Raw genomic sequence first — 22,646 nt, forward strand, 5'->3', positions numbered from 1 at the left:
ACGCGGCACCCATTTCAGCAAAGGCAAAAACATGTTCGACAATCTGCTGGGCTTCTTCATCCATTGGGGCATCACCGCCGTGTCCCTGTGGGGCGCCAGCCTGGTCTTCAAGGGCATCCGCTTTTCGAGCACCTCGGCGCTGATCATCTCAGCCCTGCTGCTCGGTTTTGCCAACGCCGTGCTGCGCCCGCTACTCGTTTTCCTGACCCTGCCCCTGACGCTGATCACGCTCGGCCTGTTCGTGCTGGTCATCAACGCGCTGCTGCTCATGCTGGTTGCCAAAATGGTCAGCGGCTTCACCATTTCCAGCTTCTGGACAGCCTTCTTCGCCAGCCTGTTCATTTCCATCCTGAGCATCGCCCTCGGCACCCTGGCGCCGAATGCCGAAACGACGATCTACCGCCTGCCGCCCAACCCGTCGGCACAGACCATTTCCGCCTGAGCCTTGGCCATGAACCAGCCCGCTTACTGGATTCTGCGCTGCGAGCATCGCCTGCTGACGATCAGCGGCGCCGGATCGGTCTTCCCCGCCGGCCTGGCAGCCGATTTCGGCCACCCCGAAAACGCCCTGCACGTTGGCGACCTGAACGGCCAGCCCTGCCACGCCGCCGATGTCGCGCAGTTCCCCGAGATTCCCGGCGGCGAAGCGACGCCGCTGCGCGCCATATTCCAGCTCGCCGGGCCCGACACCTTCGCCCTGGCCGGCCGCGCCACCCAGTTGCTCGACTGGCAGGCCAACCACCGTTTCTGCGGCAAGTGCGGCGCGCCGACAGCGTTGAAGGCTGGCGAACTGGCCATGCACTGCCCGGCCTGCGGCCTGCTCGCCTATCCGCGCATCTCGCCGGCGGTCATGGTCCTCGTGCGCGATGGCGACAAACTGCTGCTCGGTCGCAGCCCGCATTTCAAACCGGGCGTCTTCAGCGCCCTGGCCGGCTTTGTCGAACCGGGTGAAACGCTCGAAGAATGCTCCGCCCGCGAAGTGCGCGAAGAAGTCGGCATCGAGATCGCCAACCTGCGTTATTTCCACAGCCAGCCCTGGCCCTTCCCCAATTCGCTGATGGTCGCCTTCTTCGCCGACTATGCCGGCGGGACGATCACCCCGGACCCCAACGAAATCGAGGAAGCGGGGTGGTTTTCGCCCGATGCCCTGCCCATCCTGCCCGAACCGATCAGCATTTCACGCCGGCTGATCGACGCGGCAGTGGCAGATCGCCAGAAGCAGCCTGATATTTGAATATTGGCCTTTTTTTCCGGTTGACCGTGGATTGCCCTCATACCGGCATTGCCAATGCAGCAGTTGGTCGCTCCATGCCTGGCGAGAAAACAAGCCATGACATTGGCACGAAGCGGAACACACGCTCGAACATGAAGCGGACCGCCGCATTTCGGCGCTCAAGAAAGCGAATGAGAACGGTTCCTAATTAATTGTAATTAAAGAACTTTTTTCACCACTTGCCTTCTAATACCAAGCAAGCCAACTTAAAATCGCCACGGGCAAGCCAGCTGTGGCCCGCCAGCCAGCCCGCTACCCAACGAACCTTACGGAGAAAGCCATGAAGGGCGAGAAGAAAATCATCGACATCCTCAATGACCTGCTGACCGGCGAACTGACCGCTGTCGATCAATACCTGATCCACGGCGAGATGTATGCCGACATGGGTCTGAGCCAGTTGGCCGAGAAATCCATCCATGAGTCCGACCACGAACGCCAGCATGCCCGCGCCCTGATCCAGCGCATTCTCTTCCTCGAAGGCAAGCCGGACCTCAGCAAGCGCGAAGCGCTGAAGATCGGCAAGACCGTGCCGGAAATGCTCAAATCCGACCTCGCCGTCGAATACAAGGTGGTCGGCGACCTCAAAAAGGCCATGGCCGCCTGTGAAAAAGCCCAGGACTACGTCAGCCGTGACATGCTGGCCATTCAGCTTGAAGACACCGAAATGGACCACGCCTACTACCTCGAAAAACAGCTCAAGCTGATCGAACTGGTCGGCCTGCCCAACTACCTGCAGAGCCAGATGGGCTCGGGCACCCCGGCTTAAGGAGCGACGACGATGAAAGGCGACAAAAAAGTCATCGAAGCCCTCAACAAGGTGCTGAAGAACGAGCTGACCTCGATCAACCAGTATTTCCTGCACGCCCGGATGTTCCGCAACTGGGGTCTGGAAAAGCTCAACGACTACCAGTACAAGCAGTCGATCCGCGTCATGAAGGAAGCCGACGAGATCATCGAACGGGTGCTCTTCCTCGAAGGCCTGCCCAACCTGCAAAATCTCGGCAAGCTGATGATCGGCGAGCATGTTGTCGAGTGTCTGCAGGGCGACCTCAAGTACGAGCGTGAAATTCAGCGCCCCCTGCTGATCGAAAGCATCGCCCTGTGCGAAGAGTTACAGGATTACGTCAGCCGCGACCTGCTCGAGGAATTGCTCGAACACTGCGAGGAAGCCATTGATTGGCTGGAAACGCAGCAGACGCTGATCAAGGATGTGACCTTGCCGAACTATCTGCAAGCGCACATGGAGCCGGGCGAAGGCTAGGCCTCTCCGCCCCGCCCCACCCAAAGCCGCAGCCAGTCTGCGGCTTTTTCATTTCTGACTCCATCCAGCGGCAGCTGGCTTGCGAATTGCTCAGTACCATGAGGCTCGGGCTCGGCTGTCGACTATGCGACAAAACCGGGTTGAAGGCCGAATGCAACATAGTTGTTGACAATCATTCGCAACACAATAGAATACGAATTATTCGCATTTACAACCGCATCAGGAGGCAGTCCATGTACGTCTGCGTCTGCAAAGCAGTCACCGACACCCAGATTCGCGAAGCCGCGCAAGATGGTGCTCGCACGCTCAAGGATCTGCGCCGTGATCTCGGCGTCACCCGTGACTGCGGCCGGTGCGCCTCCTGCGCCCACGAATGCCTGCGCGAAGCGCATGGCGAGCAGCCCAAGCCAGGCAAGGTGATGCGCAAGGCTGCCTGAGTTTCACTCTTTTCAACAACAGCAAGCCACCGCCAGCCACCCAGGAAATCCCAGGCAGCCCGCCGGCACCATCCGGGAGTTTCCATGTCGTTCCTGCACACCCTGCCGGCGGTTTTCCGTCAGCGTCCCCTTTTTGCCGTGATCACGGCCCTCCATATCGGCCCGGCCGTTGCCGCCGAGCCGCCGGCCGGCAGCGAAACTGCCCTTCCCGCCATCACCGTGACCGGTAACGCCGACAGCGAAGTAAGCACCGAGAAGACCGGCTTGTACACCACGTCCCGCAGCAGTTCGGCGACCAAAATGAATCTGTCTCTGCGTGAAACGCCACAGACCGTTTCAGTGCTTTCGCGCAGCCAACTCGACGACTTCAAGCTGGACAACGTCAATGACGCGCTGGCTGCATCATCCGGTATCGTCGTCGAGCGTCCGGAAACCGACCGCACCTATTACACCGCGCGTGGCTTCGACGTCACCAATTTCCAGTTCGACGGCATCGGTGTTCCTTTCGTCTACGACATCGTCAACGGCGATATCGATACCGCCATCTACGACCGGATCGAGGCCGTTTATGGCGCCAACGGGCTCATGTCGGCCACTGGCTTCCCTTCAGCCACAGTCAATTTCATCCGCAAGCGGCCGACCGTCGATTTCGCCGCCTCGGCCAGCCTGACCGCCGGCTCCTGGGACAAGTATCGTTTCGATGCCGATGTCTCCGGTGCCCTGATCGACTCCGGGCGGATTCGCGGCCGACTGGTCTTCGCCCACGAGGACAAGAATTCCTATCTCGACCGCTACAGCCGCGAGAAAACGGTGTTCTACGGCATCGTCGAGACCGACCTGGCCGAATCGACACAGCTCGCCATCGGCCACCACACCCAGATCAACAAGCCGAAGAGCCCGATGTGGGGCGCCTTGCCGCTTTACTATTCGGATGGCAGCCCGACCAATTTCGACCGCTCGACGAGCACGGCCGCCGACTGGGCGGTGTGGGATTCGAAGACGCAAAGCACCTTCGTCGAACTGACCCACCATTTCAACGACGACTGGATGGCCAAGGCCGTCGTCACCCGCCAGGAATTCACCAACAACTCATCGCTGTTCTACGTCTACGGCACGCCGGACCGGACGACCGGTCTCGGCCTCTTCAGCTATCCGTCGCAATACGACATGACCAACAAGCAGACCATGGTCGACCTCTACGCCACCGGGCATTTCTCGCTGGCCGGGCGCAAGCACGACGTGAGCATTGGCGCCAGCTGGGCCAAATCGGCACTCAGCGACCTGTCCAGCTACGGTCAAGGCATTGGCACCGCGCTGCCGCCACTCGAGAGCTGGACGGGCAATTACCCGATGCCGACTTTCGACGCCGCCTTTAACGGCAGCGACTTCACCGACACGCGCAAGAGCGCCTTCTTCGCCACCCGCTTCAATCTGCGCGACGACCTCAAGCTGATCGCCGGCGTCCGCGCCACGTCGGTCGATGTCCGCGGCACCTCCTACGGCGGGAGCCGCCAATCCGACACCAGCAAGCTCACCCCGTATTTCGGTGCGATCTACGATCTGCTCCCGGCCCTCTCGGTCTATGGCAGCTACACCGAACTCTTCAATCCGCAGTATCAGGTCGATGCGACCTTGGCGCCGCTTGACCCGGTACGCGGCAACAGCAAGGAGATCGGCCTCAAGAGCGATTTCTTCAACAAGCGTCTGAATGCCTCGCTCGCCTACTTCCAGACCGAGCAGAATGGCTTGGCCGAAGCCGCCGGCTACGTCGGGCCGGTTGCCATCTATCGCGACATCGACGCCGAATCGAGCGGCGTGCAGCTCGACATTTCCGGCGCGCTGACCGAGCGCCTGCAGGTCAATCTCGGCTACACCCAGCTCACGCTGACCGACCCGCAAGGCAACGACGTGCGCACCCATACGCCCCGCCGTCTGCTCCGCCTGAGTGGCACCTACCGCGTGCCGATGATCGAGCAGTTGAAGCTTGGCGCCAACGTCAGCTGGCAGGACGACATCCACCGCGTCGACGTCTACGACTTCGGCACCGGCGCCACCACCCGGACGACCCAGCCGGCCTATGCCCTGGTCAACCTGATGGCACGCTACGACATCAACAAGCATCTCAGCGTAAGCGCCAACCTCAACAATCTGACCGACGAGAAATACTTCACCAGCCTGATGTGGAGCCAGAGCTATTACGGCGCGCCGCGCAACTTCAGCGTCTCGCTCAACTGGAAATACTGAGCAGTGGAAGACCGATGCGTCCGTTTCTTGTCTTGCTGCATCGCTGGTTCGGGCTGTTCGCCGCTCTTTTCCTGTGCGTTTCCGGGCTGACGGGTGCCGTCATCTCGTGGGACCACGAACTCGACGAATGGCTGAACCCGAACCTGTTCGACGCGCCGGGACGGGGCCAGCCCCTCTCGCCGCTCGAACTGGCGAGCCGCCTGGAAAGCGCCGAACCGCGCCTGCAAATCCGCTTCATGCCGCTCGCCGTCGAGCCGGGGCATGCCTTCGGCGTCTTCGTCGATGCCCGTCTCGACCCGGCGACCGGCCAGCCCTACCCGCTCGGCTACAACCAGGTCGCGCTTGATCCGGTGAGCGGCGAGGTACTCGGCCGGCGGGAATGGGGCAAGGTCTCGCTTGACCGCGAAAACCTGCTTCCTTTCCTCTACAAGCTGCACTACAGCATGCACATCCCGGATGCCTTCGGGCTGCAACTCGGCACACTGTTCATGGGTATCGTCGCCCTCGTCTGGGTCTTCGACACCTTGCTTGCACTGTGGATTTCCTTTCCCAGCCGCAACAGCTGGCGGCAATCCTTCGCCTTCCGCTGGCAGGCCGGCGGCCATCGGCTGAACTTCGACCTGCACCGCTCAGGTGGTGTCTGGCTCTTCCTGCTGGTCCTCATGCTGGCCATCACCTCGGTCTCCATGAACCTCAAGGAACAGGTCATGCGGCCGGTCGTCGGCTGGTTTTCCGAACTCTCGCCGTCGCCCTTTGCCGCTGCGGCGAATGCTACGGTCAACCGGAAAAACGGGCCAAAAATGAAAATGGACGAAATCGTCGCCCTCGCCGAACAGGAAGCCCGGCGCCATGGCATCGCGGCGCCGGCCGGCGGCATCTTCCACGAACGCCTGTCGGGCGTTTATGCGATTGGTTTCTTCGAACCTGGCACCAGCCATGGCGATGTCGGCCTCGGCAACCCCTGGTTCCATTTCGATGCCGCGACCGGCACCCCGCTCGGCCGCGACATTCCCGGCACCGGCACGGCTGGGGACATTTTCCTGCAGGCGATGTTCCCGCTGCATTCCGGCCGTATCGCTGGCTTGCCGGGACGTATCCTGATCTCGCTGTGCGGACTGGCCATTGCCGCACTGAGCATCACCGGCGTACTGATCTGGGCCAGAAAAAGACGGGCTCGGCAAGATTCGTCAAAGCGCCGCCAGACCAAACGCGAGCAATCAAGCCCGCCACATCCGGCTGGAGAAATCGGCGGCGATTGCCGAGGTCGTTAAGTCAGGCAAATAGCGAAAAAATCTGTCGTCCCGCACCGGCGCGAATGCCCCATCAACCCGACACGTCAAATAACGTCGATACCCGGCTCGCCTTCGCTAACTTCGCCGATCACGGAAACGTGCGAGAACCCCTGCTGCAGGAACAGTGACAACACTTCCGTCACCGTTTCGGCCGTGCATGAAACAAGCAGACCGCCCGAGGTTTGCGGGTCGGTGACCAGGGTTTTGGCGGCGCTTTCCAGGTTCGCCGCGAGATTGACGCTGGCACCATAACTGGCCCAGTTGCGCCCCGAGGCGCCGGTCAGATGACCGGCATCGACAAACTCGCGGGCGCGGGCGAGCAGCGGCAGGTCGGCGTAATGCACCGTGGCGCGCACATTGCTGCCCTTGCAGACTTCCAGCAGATGCCCGGCCAGACCGAAGCCGGTGACGTCGGTGACGGCATGCACGCCATCCAGACAGGCCAGCATGGGCCCCGGCGTGTTCAATTGGGTGGTGGTTTCGACCATCGCATCGTAGTCGCTGCTGTGGAGTTGATCCTTCTTGAGCGCGGCGCTATAGACGCCGACGCCAAGCTGCTTGCCGAGGATCAGCTTGTCGCCCGGCTTGGCGCCGGAGTTGCGCTTGAGATGGGCCGGATTGACGATACCGATGGCAACCAACCCGTAAATGGGCTCGACCGAGTCGATGGTGTGGCCGCCGGCAATCGGGATGCAGGCGGCACGGCAGACGGCCTCGCCGCCCTGCAGAATCTTGCCGATGGTTTCCAGCGGCAGTGTATTGACCGGCATGCCGACAATGGCCAGCGCGAAGAGCGGCGTGCCGCCCATGGCGTAAACATCGGAAATGGCGTTGGTAGCGGCGATACGGCCAAAATCGTAGGGGTCGTCCACGATCGGCATGAAAAAATCGGTCGTCGCGACGATCGCCTGTTGGGCGTTGATCTGATAAACCGCTGCGTCGTCGCAGGTCTCGGTACCGACCAGCAGTTGCGGCGGGATGATGCCCGACGGAGCACCGGCCAGAATCTGCTGCAAGACGGCGGGTGCGATCTTGCAGCCGCAGCCGCCGCCATGGGAAAGCTGGGTCAATCTGATTTTTTCTTCTGGCACGGCTGTTCTCTCGAAAAACTGTTGTTGTTTGATTTTTATTCTGCGTCGAAGCCTGCATCTTCAATGGCATTGACCAGTGCATCGCGGGTTACCGCCTGCGGATCGAATGCCACTTTAGCCTCGCCCGCCTCGAGCGAGACTTCGGCGCTGGCCACACCCGCCATGCCACTGAGCACGCCGGTAATGTTCTTGACGCAGCCCTGGCAGCTCATGCCACCTACTTTGATAACTGTGTTTTCCATGCCGTTTACCTGTTCATGAAGGGTTGAACGCGAAGGATTTCGGCTATTCCAGCCGCCGATGTCGGACGACTGAAATAATAGCCCTGCGCCATATCGCAGCCCATTTTACGCAATTGCGCCAGCTGCTCGCCAGTTTCGACACCTTCGGCCAGCACCGTCATGCGCAGGCTGCGCCCCATGCTGACGATGGTCGAGGCAATCGCCCAGTCGTCGGGATCGGTTTCCAGATCATTGACGAAGGAGCGGTCGATCTTGAGCTTGCCGACCGGGAAGCGCTTGAGATAGGCGAGCGATGAATAGCCGGTCCCGAAATCATCGAGCGACAATTCGACCCCCATCCGATGGAGCGCTGACAACGTGCCCAGATTGATGTCGGCATCGTGCATGACAGTGCGTTCGGTTAATTCCAGTTCAAGCAAGCTGGCTTCGAGACCTGACGAGGCCAGTGCGCCGGCCACCATTTCGATAAATCCCGGCTGCCTGAACTGAACAGGCGCCACGTTGACGGCCATGACCAGCGACGGCAAACCCTCGTCGCACCAGGCCTTGGCCTGCCGGCAGGCTTCGCAGAGAACCCAGTCGCCAATCGGGTTGATCAGGCCGGTTTCTTCAGCGACATGAATGAAGCTGTCCGGCATGATCGTGCCGAGTTCCGGATGCTGCCAGCGGATCAGCGCCTCAACACCAATCACCATGCCGGTGCGCAGATTGACCAGTGGCTGGTACTGGAGCACAAATTCGTTCTGTGCCAGGGCGCGTCGCAGATTGCTTTCCATCAGCAGGCGGTCGAGCGTCGCCGTGTTCATCTCGGTAGCGTAGAACTGGAAGGTGTTGCGCCCGATATCCTTGGCCCGGTACATCGCCGTATCGGCGTTCTTGAGCAGGGTTTCGAGATCCTGCCCGTCATGCGGATAGATGCTGATGCCCAGCGACGGCGTTACCGTCAGTTCATGCCCCGCCACCTCGAATGGCCGGGTGAAGACATCAATCAGGCGACGTGCCACATCAGCCGCGGCCGCCGTATGAAATCCCGGCATGGCAAAAATGAACTCGTCGCCGCCCAGGCGGGCCAGCGTATCGATGCGCCGCACCACGCTGTCGAGGCGACGCGCCACTTCGACCAGAAGTTCGTCGCCGACACTGTGGCCGAGCGAATCATTTACCCGCTTGAAATGATCAAGGTCGAGAAAGATGACGGCGATTTCCGTCTTGTCCCGTTCCGCCGCGGCCAGCAACTGGACAAAACGTTCGCGCAACAGGCGGCGATTAGGCAATCCGGTCAGCACGTCATAGTCGGCCAACTCGCGGATGCGCTGCTCGGCGGCCTTCTGCCAGGAAATATCGAGCAGGGTTCCAACCGATGCCGGGCGACCATCAAATACCGACGGCGAACCGAAGACCATGGCTGGAAACTCCGAGCCATCCTTGCGCACCGCGGTGATCTCGTAATGATGCCCGCTGATTCCGGCGGCCCTGGCCTGCATCTGGTCGATGACAAAGGCATGCAGCTCGGGCACAACGACATCGAGCGGCCCCATGTGGCCGACCATTTCCTCCGCGGAATAGCCAAAGAGGCGCGTCAAATAGGGATTGACGTATTTGAAACACTGATCCTGCAGAACGAAGATGCCGACCTGTGCCGCCTCCATCGTCGTCCGGAACATCGCCTCCTGCTCCGTCAGCGCCGGCGGATTGCCCACGCCATCGCCGGCTGCCGCCTGCAAAACTGACATCCTTTCGACCCCTGTGGTCATCGAAACCCCTTGTTCTTGCTTCTAGCGCCCCGGCCGCCAGCGCTTCAAAAGTAGCGAGTTGGAGACAACCGATACCGAACTCATCGCCATGGCGGCCCCCGCCACCACTGGATTGAGCCACCCCAGCGCCGCGAGCGGAATTCCCATCACATTGTAAATGAAGGCAAAGAAAAGATTTTGCCGGATTTTCCCCAAGGTGGCCGCCGATAGGTCGATTGCATCGACAACTCCCATCAGGTCGCTGCGAATCAATGTTAAATCCGCTGCCTCCACCGCCGCGTCGGAACCGGCGCCAATGGCAAAGCTGACATCAGCCGCCGCCAGCGCTGGCGCATCGTTGATGCCATCGCCGACCATGGCCACCAAGCCGCCACCGGACTTCAATTCGTTGATCGCCGCCGCCTTGTCGCCCGGCAAAATACCTGCCCGGAACTCGCCAATGCCCGCCTCGGCGGCGATCGCCGCCGCCGTTGCCGCATTATCGCCAGTCAACATGACAACCCGGATACCGCGCTCGCGCAGCCGCTCGACGGCCGCCCGTGAGGTCGGCCGCAAGGCATCGGCAACGGCAAACAAAGCCAGCGTTGTCTGGCCTTCGGCCAGCACCACCACCGTCTTGCCGGCCTGCTGCAAATCACCCACCGCCGGGTCGGCAGCCAGCCTCAGCCAGCTCGGCGAACCCAGGCGCAAGGTCCGGCCGGCCACATCGCCTTCGACGCCATGCCCCGACAGGGATTTGAAATTTGAGGCTTTTTCCCGGTTGACCGTGGAAATGCCTGCAACAGCCGCCGAAACGATCGCCCGCGCCAGCGGATGCTCTGAATTCTCCTCAAGCGCCGCCGCCAGGCCGAGCGCTTCATCGCGCGACAGGCCGTAGGGCACGACATCCGTCACTTGCGGCGTGCCGCAGGTCAGCGTTCCGGTTTTATCCAACGCCAGCACCGTGATTTTCTCGGCTCGCTCGAGCGCCTCGGCATTTTTAACCAGGATGCCGGCCCGCGCCCCCTGCCCGGTGCCGACCATGATCGCCGTCGGCGTCGCCAGGCCAAGCGCGCACGGGCAGGCAATGACCAGCACGGCGACGGCATTGACCAACGCCTCGGCAAAATCGCCGGCGTACCACCACCAGCCGGCAAAGGTGACGAGGGCGATGACGCACACCGTCGGCACGAAAATCGCCGAAATCCGGTCGGCCAGCCGCTGCACCGGCGCCTTCGACCCCTGCGCTTCGCCGACCATGCGGATAATGCCGGCAAGCAGCGTACGTTCGCCAACGCCGGTCGCCCGGCAGCGCATCGCCCCTTGACCGTTGGCCGTCGCGGCAAAAACCTTGTCGCCGGCCCGCTTGCCCACCGGCATGCTTTCGCCGGTCAGCATTGCCTCGTTGACGCTCGATTGACCGTCGATCAACTCGCCATCAACCGGCACGCTTTCGCCCGGCCGAACGAGAAAAACGTCGCCCGGCATCAAGGCTTCGACCGGCATGTCGATCCACTGGCCATCGCGCTCGACGCGTGCCGTCTTCGGCTGCAGGCGGATCAGCGACTCGATGGCCTCCGAGGTCCGCGCCTTGGCCCGCGCTTCGAGCAACTTGCCGAGCAGGACCAGCGTGATGACCGCCGCCCCGCCTTCGAAATAGACATGCTGATCGAGCCCGAACAGCGTCACCACCGTCGAAAAGCCCCAAGCCATACTGGTCCCTAGCGCGACCAGCACATCCATATTGGCGCCGCCGCCACGCAGGGATTTGAAGCCGCCATCGTAGAAACGCCAGCCGATCCAGAACTGCACGGGCGTCGCCAACGCCAGCTGGAACCAGCGCGGCAATTCATTCATGTGGCCGTGTTCGCCGAACATGAAAAACATCTGGCCGACCAGCGGCAAGGTCAGCGCCACCGAAATCCAGAACCGCCGGATTTCGCTGCGGTAGACCAGCAATTTGGCGGCTTTTTCACGTTCGCGCGTTTGCCCGTCGACCACTGCAGCACTGAAACCGGCCTTGGCGACAGCCGCCACCACGGCAGCTTCATCAGCTCCGGCCGCAAGGCGAACTCGCGCCCGTTCGGCCGCCAGATTGACGTTGGCCTGCATGCCAGCCTGGCGGTTGAGTACCTTCTCGAGGCGCGCCGAACAGGCTGCGCAGGTCATGCCACCAATGGCAAACTCGACGACCCGGCCCGTTTCGGACTCAGTCATTTGACCAGCAGAACAGGACAAGGCGCCAGATGCAAAGTCCGGCTCGCCACGGACCCCATGACCAGCCCGGCAATACCGCCCCAGCCATGCGACCCCATGACGATCAGATCACAGGCCAAATCGCCAGCCACCCTGGCAATCACCTCGGCTGGCTGGCCGACGTGAATGTGCGTCGTATGAAAACGCCCGGCCGCGTCCAGCTTTTTCTGGGCCGCGGCCAGATGCTCCTGTCCCTCTTCCAGATAATAGGCATGCAGCGTTTCCTTGCCGACATGGGCTTGCACGCGACCAATCGGAATCGGCGCATGGACGTGCAGCAGGTGAATTTCCGGCACGTCGCGAAACCAGCTGACGTGGGTAATCAGGTGATCAACCGCGCGCAAGGAACATTCGGAACCATCAACCGGCAACAGGATTTTCATGATGTCATTTCCCGACTAAAGCTGGCCTGACAAATAGATCAGGCCGACGAATCCATATAGGCCAAAGCCTAGCACCAACAGGCCGGACAGGGTACGTACGACCGGCCGCCGGACGAATTCGTTCAGTCGCGCCAGGACGATGCCAGCCAACAATAGATTAGGTAGGGTTCCGAGGCCAAACGCCAGCATCATCAGGCCGCCACGCGTCGCCGAACCTGCCGTCAGCGCGCTGGCCAGCGCGCTATAGACCAGACCGCAAGGCAACCAGCCCCAGAGCAGGCCAAGCGGAAAAGCCTGGCCAACATTGCGTGCCGGCAGAAACCGCCGGGTCAGCGGTTGCAGATGGATCCACAGTTTTTGTCCGGCACGTTCGGTGAAAGCCAGCGCCCGCGTTACACCGAGCAGGTAAAGGCCAAGGGCCACCAGCATCAGATTGGCAATGAAATAAAGAATCAGCCGGGCCGGAACCTGCCCCTCCAGGCCCATGCTGGCCGCCCCGAGAGCCCCGGCAATGGCGCCGGCCACGCCATAGGACAGGATGCGCCCACCGTTGTAGGTGAAATGCATCGACCAGCGCGCCGTGACGCCCATCGACAAGGCGCCAACAATGCCGCCACACATGCCGACGCAATGGGTCCCGCCGAGCAGACCAACAAGAAAAAGTGCGAGAAAACCGGAATCAGGCATCGAACAGAATCAACAAAAGCAAAGCGGGCAGTTTAACTGCCCGCTTTGATTGCTGCACACCGCTCAGATAACTTTGGAGTAAGTCGCCCGCTGGCGACCAGCCCGCAGATAGCGGTCGAAGACCATCGAAATGATGCGCACCAGAAGACGTCCCGGCGGCAGGACAGTGATCCATTCGCGGTCGATCTTGAGCAACCCGGCCCGCTCCATTTCCTTCATGTCTTCCAGCTCTGCTGCAAAATACTCGCGGAAGTCGATCAGGTGAGCGCTTTCAATGCTTTCAATGGACAATTCGAAATGGCACATCAGGGCCTGGATGATGGAGCGACGCAGAATGTCGTCAGCCGTCAGTTCGATGCCACGGAACACCGGCAGGGAGCCAGTATCGAGCGCATCGTAGTACTCATCGGCGGTCTTGACATTCTGGTAGTAGCTCGGCCCGACCTTGCTGATCGACGAAATGCCGAAAGACAGCATGTCGCAGTCGGCATACGTCGAATAGCCCTGAAAATTGCGGTGCAGGCGGCCTTGGCGCTGAGCAACAGCCAGTTCATCATCGGGCTTGGCAAAGTGGTCCATGCCGATGAAAACGTAGCCTGCATCGGTCAGTTTCTTGATGGCCAGCGCCAGAATCTGCAACTTGGTATCGGCCGACGGCAGATCGGCATCGTTGATCCGGCGCTGCGGCTTGAACATGCTCGGCATGTGCGCGTAGTTGTAGATCGACAGGCGATCCGGATCCATCGCCAATACCCGCTCGATGGTCCGGTTGAAACCCATGACAGTCTGGTGCGGCAAGCCGTAGATCAGGTCCACAGAAACCGATTTGAAACCGTTGGCCCGTGCATCGCGGATCACGCTGTAGGTTTCTTCCTCGCTCTGCACGCGATTGACAGCGACCTGGACTTTTTCATCGAAATCCTGGACACCAACGCTCATCCGGTTGAAGCCGAGTTCGCCGAGTAGCGCAACGGTCGCCGTATCGACCTTGCGCGGATCGACTTCGATAGAGTATTCGCCGCCCTCAAGCAGCTTGAAGTGCTTGCGCGTTTCACCCATCAGTTGGCGCATTTCATCGTGCGACAGGAAGGTTGGTGTACCGCCACCCCAATGCAGCTGGATAACTTCGTGCTCACCATCGCGACCTTCCAGCGCCGCAGCCTGGATATCCAGCTCCTTTGCCAGATACCGGAGATATTTCGCGCTACGCCCGTGATCCTTGGTGATAATTTTGTTACACGCGCAGTAGTAGCAAATAGTGTTACAGAAAGGTATGTGGAAGTATAATGAGAGAGGTCGGCTTATGCCGCCGATATTCCGTTTGCCAAGCCAGACTTTCGCTGCCTCAGAATCGAAGGCCTCGACAAAGCGATCGGCCGTCGGATAAGACGTGTAACGGGGGCCGTTGACATCAAAACGGCGGATGATCTGGGGATCGAATACGAGGTTTTCAGTTGCGAAATTCATTAGGCCAGCCACTAAAAGTAGGTCTGATTATGTTCGGAAGGTTCGATTTTATGGTTGACTTGGATCAAGCGAATGCAGGTTGCGAATGGCTCAAACACACCCGTTAAATCAGGAAGTCACGCTGTCTGTTATCAAGACAGCCTGTTCCAATTGTAACCTGCGCGAACTGTGCCTGCCGTACGGTCTCAGCCTCGAAGAACTGGAACGTCTTGATGATCTGGTATCGACCCGCCGTCGGATCAAGCGCGGCGACCACCTCTACCGTGCCGGCGAAGTTTTTGATGCCATCTATGCGATTCGCAGCGGCTTCTTCAAGACCGATGTGCTGCTTGAAGATGGACGCGACCAGGTAACCGGCTTCCAGATGGCCGGCGAATTGCTCGGCCTCGATGGCATCAGTACCGAACACCACACCTGCAATGCCATCGCGCTCGAAGACAGCGAGATTTGCGCCATTCCGTTCTCGCGCCTGGAAGGCCTGTCGCGGGAGATCCACACGCTGCAGCATCATTTCCACAAGGTGATGAGCCGGGAAATCGTCCGCGACCACGGCGTCATGATGTTGCTTGGCACGATGCGCGCCGAGGAACGACTGGCTGCCTTCCTGCTCAATCTGTCACAGCGCTTCACGGCGCGCGGCTTTTCGCACGCCGAGTTTTACCTGCGAATGACGCGCGAGGAAATCGGCAGCTACCTCGGCCTCAAGCTCGAAACGGTGTCTCGCGCTTTCTCCCGCTTCCAGGAAGAAGGCCATATCGCCGTTCAGCAGAAACACATTCGCATCCTGAACGTGAACGGGCTGAAAGCCCTGATGAACCACCGCGCCTCCTGAGCGAGGCTTCTACCAGCGCAGGCGGGCTAGTTCCGCTGCGCGCAGGACAATCCTCTGTAACAACGATTCGGCACGCTGCCGGCCTGCCGTCGAGCCGCCAGGCGAACGATACGCCAAGTGGATCTCGGTCGGCTTTCCTACCAATGAATACAGGGCAATGGACAGCGGGCATAGCGTCAATTGCCGAGGGTCTTCGCGGACCAACTCAGCGGCCAGCAGGCTGCTGCAGAACTGGATGATTTCCGCTTCGCCGTAAGGAATCGCGCTGCCGCCGACAGCGGTGCGGGCCAGCATGTCGCGAAACGGCAGGATGCTGCCGACCACTAGGCCTTCGCTCTCGATAGCTTCGATCAGCCCGTCGTGGGCGGTCCGGAAATCGGAATTGCTCACCGTGACGACGACGGCGTCGTCTGCGACCGTTGGCAGGGAAATCCCGAGCAGCAACAGGAAAACCAGAAAAAAATGGGACGCCCCGTGGGACGTCCCAAACAGATGTACAGAAAACATCTGACGCAAGAGTTCGTTGCCTGGACGCTTCAATGGAAAAGCGAACCGTCCGGGCAAATCAGCGATTTAGAACGAGTGCTTCATACCGATGGCCAGGCCGTTGATGCCGGCGCTGGTACCGGAGCTGTTGCCCATCGGGTTGATGGTGTAGGCCGCATTGGTGTCGTTCTTGATGTGCGCGTAGTCAGCGTACAGTTCGGTACGCTTGGACAGGGCGTAGCGTGCGCCGAGGCCGATCTTCCAGGCATCGCGGTCGGTCAGGGTCTTGTCCTTGACCTGGCCGAACATGCCGAGCACGGAGAACTTGCCGACCGGCACGGTGGCGCCGATGAACCAGTTGCGACGATCATACTTCTGGTTGGCCGCCAGACCGAAGGCAGCGGTAGCGAAGGTCGTGTTGCCGCCGATGAACGAGTTCACATCGCCCTTGATGACGTCATAGACGCCGCTGACCTTGACTACGCCGAAGTCGTAGGAAGCGCCGGCGGTGGCAACGTAGAGGCGGGAATTGTCGTAACCGACGGCCCGGGTGGTTTCATAGTCGAGATCGATGCTCAGCGGGCCGTTGGCGTAGATCAGGTTGGCCGACAGCAGACGGTCGTCACCGTTGTTGCCCGTGGTGGTCGCGGTCATCGGCGAGTGGACGGCATTCAGGCTGCCTTCGGCGCCCTGGGTGTTGGTGGCGGTGGCCAGGATCACGGTGAAGCCGCTGAAGGACGGCGAGATGTAGGCGATGGCGTTGGCTGCGCGGTCGTACTGGGTGGTCATCGAGGTCAGGCTGGCGACCGAGTAGTTGCCGAACGGGCTGTACTTGCCGTAGATGCCGTAACGGATGCCGTCGAGGTAACCGGCAACGGCAGTACCGAAACCGCCGGTCACGCCGACGTACTGGTGGCCGGCAGAAGCCAGGCCGGTACTGGTGTCCGGGCTGATGCGGTATTGCAGGTCGAACAGGGCCTTGAGGCCGTTGCCCAGATCCTCGACGCCCTTGAAGCCGATGTGGCTCTGCGAAGCAGCGCTTTGCAGGTCGTACTGCGACTGGCCGCTGGCGACTGCGCCGTTGCTGCCTTGACGGAACATGACACCCATATCGACGTTACCGTAGATGGTGACGTTGGATTGTGCGAAGGCTGCACCGGACGTAACAGCTGCAACAGCCAGCGCGATAAGTTTTTTCTGCATTGAATTGCTCCTCAATCATCTTTTGTGTGAATGAACCCCGAAGCGAGTACCGCTCCGTACGAATCTTCCCTCTCCCAACCCCGAGGGCAGTGTTCCGCGCTATGTAATTGCGAAGGCCGTGCCAGCCCGTCAAAAAACCCCGTGATTTTTCTGCAAAGTCCGCTAGCACTTGGATTTCAGGCCTTTTTCCCGGTTGACCGTGGCAATCATCCGAACATGCTGACGCGTTCAGTTTCTGGACAATTGCTGCGTCGCTGAGCCAAAACGAAACAGTGTTCAGCGTTTCAGCAGGCGTAAAAAAGCCCGACCGGGGCCGGGCTTGAGCGGGGGAATGGAGGTGCTCAAAAAGTATATCGCGCGCTCACGCCGGCCAGCCAGGTGCGCCCCGGCGCCGCTTCGTAGTAGCGGCTGTTGCCGTCGCCGACGATGACCGAGCCGACGTACTGGCGATCGAAAATGTTGTCAAAGCGCAGGAAGGTACGCAGGTTGAGGTCGCCGACCTTGCGGTCGACACCGAAGCGCAGGTTGGCGATGGCGTAGCCCGGCGCTGCCTGCCTGGTGTTGGTGTCCTCGACGTAAACCTTGCTCCGGGCGATGCCCTCGACGGCGGCATGGAAGCCGCTGGCCGGATGTTTCCAGGCCAGTTCGCCGAACAGGCTCTGGGCAGGAACGCCGGGCAGACGGTTGTCAGCATTGATCAGTCCGGACGAGGTGGTGAAGGCTTCGTCGTAACGGGCGTCGAGGAAGGTATAGGCGATGCGGGTCGACAGGTTGTTGGCCCAGCGGCTGTCGAGCCCGGCTTCGAGACCACGGCGCAGGGTCTGGCCTGCATTGCGGTAGGTTGTCCGGCCCCCGGAGGCCGAATCGACGACCAGTTCATCCTCGGTTTCGATCTGGAAGACCGCCACGTCAATCCGACTATCGTTGCCGATAAAGGCCTTGAGACCGGTTTCGTAGTGCGTACTGGTCGACGGCTTTAGGTTGTAGCTGAAGGTGCCGCCGGGTCCGGAATAGAACAACTCGTTGAAAGTCGGCGCCTCGAAGCCGCGCGCCGCGCTGGCGTAGATGTTCACCGTTGGCGTCAGGCGGAACATCGCGGCGATGGTCGGCGTCGTCTTCTCGTAGCTGACGCTGCCACCATCGTTGCCGTTGCTCAGATAGGCGTCCTTGACGTTGAATGAAACCTGGCTGTGGCGAACGCCACCACTGAAGGTCCAGCGCTCGCCCTGCCATTCGGCCTGGGCGTACTGGTCGAAGCTGGCGACGCGATCCTCTTCGGCGCGACGCTGGACGCCCTTGACGCCGAGCGTGGCGCCGATGAAATTCTCGTAACCGCGCCGGTTGTCGATCGACTGCTCGTAGTCGACCCCGACCGTCGTCGTCAGCTTGCCGCCGGCCAGCTGGAAGCGGCCGATCCAGCGCGTCGAGGCACCAGCGAAGTCACGGTCAAAATCGATGATGCCGCCGGAGTGCTTCGGATTGCCTTGCGGGCCGGGCGGAATCGACTGGTACTGAATGGTCGAGCGCTGCCCGGCGTAGGCCGAGGCCTGCACCGAATGATCGCCAAAACGGTGCTCGTAGGTCAGCCCGCCCTGCATGTGGTCGATGCTCTTGCGCGTGTTGTAGTCAAGCGCCGGCTGGGCAACGCTGCGCGGATCAGCCTGGTAGCCTGCCCAGGTCTGGCCTTGCGGGTCTTCGGCCGTCTGCTTGAAGCTGTTGGCGATGAAAGTCAGCTTGCCGTCCTGGCTCGGCCGGTAGGTCAGCTTGACCATGGTCTGGTCGCGTTCGGCCTTGCTGTGGGCGCGATAGCCGTCGGTGGTGAAATGTGAGGCGTCTATGACATAACCGAGGCCGCCGACTTCGCCCTGGGCGCTGACGTCCTGCTTCCAGGTATTGTTGCTGCCGGCGACGAGGCTGCCTTCGACACTCGGCGCGCCCTTGCCGTCCGGCGTAAACATCTGGATGACGCCACCAGCATGGTTGCCATAAACCACGGCCATCGGTCCGCGCAGCACTTCGATGCGTTCGGCGCGATCGAGGTTGAAGGTGGCCGCCTGCCCCTGGCCATCCGGCATCGAGGCCGGAATGCCGTCGGAAATCAGACGAATGCCGCGCACGCCAAAGGCCGACCGGGCTCCGAACCCGCGCGACGAAATCTGCAGATCCTGCGCATAGTTCTGACGGTTCTGCACAGTGATGCCGGGCACCGCCGCCAGCGCTTCCGAAGCATTGACCCGCGCCTGATCGGCGCCGATGCGGGCAGCGTCGACAACATCGACGGCAGCCGGCAGGTCGAAGGTATTGTGCTCGACCCGGCTGCCGCTGACGACGACCGAATCAAGCGTCAGCGCTGTTTCGGCGGCGAGGCCGAGGCAGGGAAAAGTAGCAGCGAGGATAACGGCAAGGCGCTTCGGGTTTTGTCTCATGATTTTTGTCTTATTCAGGTTGATGCGTGATTTCGTTTTAGACCAAATTTTCCGGTCGACCGTGGAAAGCGACCTCGTTCTGATTATCGACAATGCACAAACAACAGGCGACGAGACAATCGCCAGATGCATCTCATGAAAATCATGAGATGGCCGGATTTCATTTTTGGCCATTTTTTCGGGTTGACCGTAGAACAGCTGCTTTTATTTGCAGCAACCGTTCGATATCTCCACAGTTGCCGGAACAGAAACCACCGTCCGGCCCGCAATAAACCGCTAGCACACTCCTTGCTATCAGCATAAACCGGCAAAACAGCCCGATCCACAGCAAGCGGGCGACATGGAGACCAACAATGAAGCTTGAAGAACTACTGCACCACACACTGGCTATTCACGCACCATGGCACATCGCCCGCGTCCGCAACGACCTCGGCAAAAACCAGATCGACATCTGGGTCTCCCGCGAAGCCCAGCGCAGCGGCTGGTTCTTCACCGCCCGAAGCGCGCCTGAACAAGGCCGGGAAAGCGTCTGGCGTCACATCAACATCGGCAACGCCCGCTGCATCGTCCATGCCGTCATCCCCGGCGAAGCGGATAGCGCCGATCTGCAATGGCTGGGCGAAACCGACCAGCCCTTCACCCGCGCCTTCGCCCGGCAGATTGCCGGCATGTTCATGCAAGGCGTCAGCTTCGCCTCGGTCTGCGCCCTGCTCGACCTGCCCGTCGCCGACCTCTGGAAATTCAAGCATCGCCTCGACAACGGCAAATCGGGGCTGTCCGGCCCGGGCAGCGCGTCCGACTCGATCTCGGCCCGGATACCAGCACCGAATGACCCGATCTGGGAAGAATTGCTCAGCGGCAACCTCCAGCTCGACATCCGCATCCTCAGCCTCAAACTGCTGCTGACCAAGCTGCGCGAACAATTCGCCATCATCAGCGATGGCGAAGTACGGACCCTGAAGGCCCATGAATTGCAACGCTACTTCACCCGCCACGAAAAAATGCTCGGCCACGAATTGGCGCAACTTGCCCAAAACTGACCTGCACCACCGGTAAAAACCATGAAAACCCAACAAGAACTGATGTCAGTCAGCCGCGCTGCCGAACTGATCAACGCCGGTAAATACCTGAGCATCGCCGGCGATGAAGCCGCCCTCAGGCAACTCCCCCAAGGCCACTGGATCGGCGGCACCATTCCCTATTTCATGGCGGCCGAAGGTGGCACGGTCAGCCGCGAGCAGGTCTTCGTCAGCGAAGTCAGCGGTTTCGCCGTGCCGCCGCAACTGCGCTTCTACGATAGCGCCACCTTGCCGCAAATCTGTCGCAATGCGCCGGACAACGGCTACAGCATCCTGATCATTCCCGCCTTCAGCGCCACCCACGCCAGCTTTGCCCAAAACGCCCCGAATTTCGAAGAGATGTACATGAAGCCGCTGATCGGCTGGATCGCCGGCATTCACCTCGACGATCTGGGCAAGACCACACCGAAGGTCGTCCTCGGCAGCACCGGCGAGTTTTCCGAAAGCGACGCCGTGGTCATGGACGTGCCACTACCACCCGAAAAATTCGCCCAGATCGACATCGTCAATCTATTCCACCCTGGCACCGGTGCCGGCATCAGCTTCCAGAACAACGGTTTCAGCGCTGGCGACTGCCTGATCGGCGGCCAGGTCGGCAACCTGGCCGATTACCTGCTGGAAAAACAGATCGACACCCGCCTGCCGCTGGTCGCTGATTACAGCGGCGCCATGATCAACGTCAGCATCAAAAGCATCGACCGCGAGGCAAGGCGCGTCGAGTTCTACGCCCCGGTCTTTCCGGGCCTCGAATACCGCTTTGCGGCACCGGTCACCGACTATGTCACTGCCTTCCAGGCCGCCCTGCCCAGGAGTGGGCTGGACATTTCCTTCTCCTGCAACTGCATCCTCAATTTCCTCAATTCGCAGCTTGAAGGCAAGCGGACGGGTGAGGTCACCGGGCCGATGACCTTCGGCGAAATCGGTTACCAGTTGCTCAACCAGACCCTGGTTTACCTGACCGTCACCGAATGAGCCGGGGCGGACAATTTTTTCGCGGCCCCCTTTACTCGCCCGACGACTTCCCATTAACGTAGCCAACTTTCAACGCCCAACCTCAACCAAGGCAGATCCATGCACAAGCTCGCTACCGCAACCGCCCTCCTCCTCGCGCTCTCCTTCCAGGCCACGGCCGCCGAACCGAAGGAAGAAATGACCGCCTCCGGCATCGCCATCACCATGCTCACGGAAGGCAGCGGCGCCAGCCCGAAGGCCAGCGACACGGTCAAGGTGCACTACCGCGGCACGCTGACCAATGGCCAGGAATTCGACAGTTCGTACAAGCGCAACGAGCCGGCCGCCTTCCCGCTCAACCGCGTCATTCCCTGCTGGACCGAAGGCGTGCAGAAGATCAAGGTCGGCGGCAAGGCCAAGCTGGTCTGCCCGTCCAACCTGGCTTACGGCAGCCGCGGCGTGCCCGGAATTCCGCCCAATTCGACGCTGGTTTTCGAAGTCGAATTGCTCGACATCGCCAAGTAAGACAACAGCCGGCTCAAGCCGGCGGAATCAGGCGGCGCCTAGTCCGGCTCATGCGTCGCCTGTCATTCAATCGTCATGCCAATGGCGCAGACTCCAAGGATTGCCATTCTCCCGGAGGCGACCATGCGCCACCTTTCCCTGCTCCTGTCCGCCCTGCTGTTTTCGGCGTTCGCTCAAGCCGCCTCGAACGCCAACATCGCCACCATTGGTTGCTCCGGAAATTCATCATTCGATTTGAGCAACGGCGCCATGCTGTCCTGCGATGGTGATTTCTCGCTGATCGGTGGCAGTATCGATTCGGACATCGGCATCACGATCAGCGCAGTCGGTTCATTGTTTCTTGATGATCTGAGAATCAGCGCCCCTGTCGTCGAGCTGAAAACGCTCACTGGTGCCATTAGCGTTGCCAAAGGCGCATTGATCGATGCGAGCAACTGGACCACATTCGACATCGGCACATCGCCCCGAGTGACTTACACGCAGCCTAGGGATCTGACACTCCTGGAAAGAGGGACCGTAACAGTCAGCACCGGCGGCGATATTTCCCTAGGTCAGCCGGGGCAGATCACGCTGCGCAATGGAGCGGGGATTATCGTGCGCCAGGGAGGTAACATCACGATACCAGTGGCTAGCACAGCATCAGTGCAAAATCTTGATAGCTATCGCGGAACGCTCACGCTGGTCTCATCCGTGCCCGAACCCGGCATGGTCTGGTCGCTCCTCTGCGGCGGGCTGCTCCTCGCCATCCGCCGAAATCGCCGACAAGACCCAGCCTGAG

At 60.7% G+C, this 22,646-nt stretch carries 22 protein-coding genes; 12 read left to right on the forward strand and 10 right to left on the reverse strand.

The features are described from left to right. The first annotated feature begins 31 nt into the window (after positions 1–31). The 7 genes from AC07TV_RS11550 to AC07TV_RS11580 all read left to right on the forward strand — a co-directional run bounded on the left by AC07TV_RS11550 (position 32) and on the right by AC07TV_RS11580 (position 6,486). On the forward strand, positions 32–442 hold the full coding sequence (locus AC07TV_RS11550; protein ID WP_494648507.1) for a phage holin family protein: 411 nt from the start codon (positions 32–34) through the stop codon (positions 440–442). Positions 443–451: 9 nt separating this feature from the next. Continuing rightward, complete coding sequence (nudC, locus tag AC07TV_RS11555) at positions 452–1,234, forward strand: NAD(+) diphosphatase (protein ID WP_494648508.1); 783 nt, start codon at positions 452–454, stop codon at positions 1,232–1,234. A 319-nt stretch (positions 1,235–1,553) separates the two neighbouring features. Then, on the forward strand, positions 1,554–2,039 hold the full coding sequence (gene bfr, locus AC07TV_RS11560; protein WP_494648509.1) for a bacterioferritin: 486 nt from the start codon (positions 1,554–1,556) through the stop codon (positions 2,037–2,039). A gap of 12 nt (positions 2,040–2,051) precedes the next feature. Further along, a complete protein-coding gene (gene bfr / locus AC07TV_RS11565) occupies positions 2,052–2,534 on the forward strand; it encodes a bacterioferritin (protein WP_494648510.1) in 483 nt (160 codons plus the stop codon). 233 nt (positions 2,535–2,767) lie between these two features. Next, positions 2,768–2,971, forward strand: coding sequence for a (2Fe-2S)-binding protein (locus tag AC07TV_RS11570; protein ID WP_494648511.1), 204 nt, complete (start codon positions 2,768–2,770; stop codon positions 2,969–2,971). An 84-nt stretch (positions 2,972–3,055) separates the two neighbouring features. Further along, complete coding sequence (locus tag AC07TV_RS11575; protein ID WP_494648512.1) at positions 3,056–5,215, forward strand: TonB-dependent siderophore receptor; 2,160 nt, start codon at positions 3,056–3,058, stop codon at positions 5,213–5,215. A gap of 14 nt (positions 5,216–5,229) precedes the next feature. Further along, complete coding sequence (locus tag AC07TV_RS11580) at positions 5,230–6,486, forward strand: PepSY-associated TM helix domain-containing protein (protein ID WP_494648513.1); 1,257 nt, start codon at positions 5,230–5,232, stop codon at positions 6,484–6,486. A gap of 65 nt (positions 6,487–6,551) precedes the next feature. Here the strand turns inward: AC07TV_RS11580 and selD are convergent, their stop codons facing one another. The 7 genes from selD to hemN form a co-directional block, all read right to left on the reverse strand. Beyond that, entirely contained in the window at positions 6,552–7,598 is a 1,047-nt protein-coding gene (gene selD / locus AC07TV_RS11585) for a selenide, water dikinase SelD (RefSeq protein WP_494648514.1), read from the reverse strand. Positions 7,599–7,633: 35 nt separating this feature from the next. Next, the gene (locus AC07TV_RS11590) at positions 7,634–7,840 is read right to left on the reverse strand and encodes a heavy-metal-associated domain-containing protein (RefSeq protein ID WP_494648515.1); all 207 of its coding nucleotides are present in this window, start codon (positions 7,838–7,840) and stop codon (positions 7,634–7,636) included. 5 nt (positions 7,841–7,845) lie between these two features. Beyond that, positions 7,846–9,573: a putative bifunctional diguanylate cyclase/phosphodiesterase gene (locus tag AC07TV_RS11595; protein WP_494648516.1), complete on the reverse strand. Its 1,728-nt coding sequence runs from the start codon at positions 9,571–9,573 to the stop codon at positions 7,846–7,848. A gap of 42 nt (positions 9,574–9,615) precedes the next feature. After that, positions 9,616–11,790, reverse strand: a complete 2,175-nt coding sequence (locus AC07TV_RS11600; protein WP_494648517.1) for a heavy metal translocating P-type ATPase — start codon at positions 11,788–11,790, stop codon at positions 9,616–9,618. After that, positions 11,787–12,212, reverse strand: a complete 426-nt coding sequence (locus tag AC07TV_RS11605; protein ID WP_494648518.1) for a universal stress protein — start codon at positions 12,210–12,212, stop codon at positions 11,787–11,789. Before AC07TV_RS11605 ends, AC07TV_RS11600 begins: the two co-directional genes overlap by 4 nt. Before the next feature lie 15 nt (positions 12,213–12,227). Further along, positions 12,228–12,899: a sulfite exporter TauE/SafE family protein gene (locus AC07TV_RS11610; protein WP_494648519.1), complete on the reverse strand. Its 672-nt coding sequence runs from the start codon at positions 12,897–12,899 to the stop codon at positions 12,228–12,230. Between the two features lie 63 nt (positions 12,900–12,962). Further along, the gene (hemN, locus tag AC07TV_RS11615; RefSeq protein ID WP_494648520.1) at positions 12,963–14,366 is read right to left on the reverse strand and encodes an oxygen-independent coproporphyrinogen III oxidase; all 1,404 of its coding nucleotides are present in this window, start codon (positions 14,364–14,366) and stop codon (positions 12,963–12,965) included. 85 nt (positions 14,367–14,451) lie between these two features. Here hemN and fnr point away from each other — a divergent pair, with 85 nt between their 5' ends. Further along, positions 14,452–15,198 carry a fumarate/nitrate reduction transcriptional regulator Fnr gene (gene fnr / locus AC07TV_RS11620; protein ID WP_494648521.1) on the forward strand — a complete coding sequence of 249 codons (747 nt, stop codon included), beginning with the start codon at positions 14,452–14,454 and terminating at the stop codon, positions 15,196–15,198. Positions 15,199–15,207: 9 nt separating this feature from the next. Here the strand turns inward: fnr and AC07TV_RS11625 are convergent, their stop codons facing one another. The 3 genes from AC07TV_RS11625 to AC07TV_RS11635 form a co-directional block, all read right to left on the reverse strand. Further along, on the reverse strand, positions 15,208–15,642 hold the full coding sequence (locus AC07TV_RS11625) for a DUF302 domain-containing protein (protein WP_494648522.1): 435 nt from the start codon (positions 15,640–15,642) through the stop codon (positions 15,208–15,210). Between the two features lie 129 nt (positions 15,643–15,771). Beyond that, positions 15,772–16,887 carry a porin gene (locus AC07TV_RS11630; protein ID WP_494648523.1) on the reverse strand — a complete coding sequence of 372 codons (1,116 nt, stop codon included), beginning with the start codon at positions 16,885–16,887 and terminating at the stop codon, positions 15,772–15,774. Positions 16,888–17,228: 341 nt separating this feature from the next. Then, the gene (locus AC07TV_RS11635; RefSeq protein ID WP_494648524.1) at positions 17,229–19,313 is read right to left on the reverse strand and encodes a TonB-dependent receptor family protein; all 2,085 of its coding nucleotides are present in this window, start codon (positions 19,311–19,313) and stop codon (positions 17,229–17,231) included. Between the two features lie 353 nt (positions 19,314–19,666). Here AC07TV_RS11635 and AC07TV_RS11640 point away from each other — a divergent pair, with 353 nt between their 5' ends. The 4 genes from AC07TV_RS11640 (at position 19,667) to AC07TV_RS11655 (ending at position 22,645) form a co-directional block, all read left to right on the forward strand. Further along, on the forward strand, positions 19,667–20,353 hold the full coding sequence (locus AC07TV_RS11640) for a hypothetical protein (protein WP_494648525.1): 687 nt from the start codon (positions 19,667–19,669) through the stop codon (positions 20,351–20,353). 21 nt (positions 20,354–20,374) lie between these two features. Beyond that, complete coding sequence (locus AC07TV_RS11645; RefSeq protein WP_494648526.1) at positions 20,375–21,364, forward strand: DUF6976 family protein; 990 nt, start codon at positions 20,375–20,377, stop codon at positions 21,362–21,364. 99 nt (positions 21,365–21,463) lie between these two features. After that, positions 21,464–21,868, forward strand: a complete 405-nt coding sequence (locus AC07TV_RS11650; RefSeq protein WP_494648527.1) for an FKBP-type peptidyl-prolyl cis-trans isomerase — start codon at positions 21,464–21,466, stop codon at positions 21,866–21,868. 123 nt (positions 21,869–21,991) lie between these two features. Beyond that, positions 21,992–22,645: a PEP-CTERM sorting domain-containing protein gene (locus AC07TV_RS11655; RefSeq protein WP_494648528.1), complete on the forward strand. Its 654-nt coding sequence runs from the start codon at positions 21,992–21,994 to the stop codon at positions 22,643–22,645. Position 22,646 lies beyond the last annotated feature (1 nt).

This window comes from Azonexus sp. GW821-FHT04F04 (assembly GCF_059420025.1).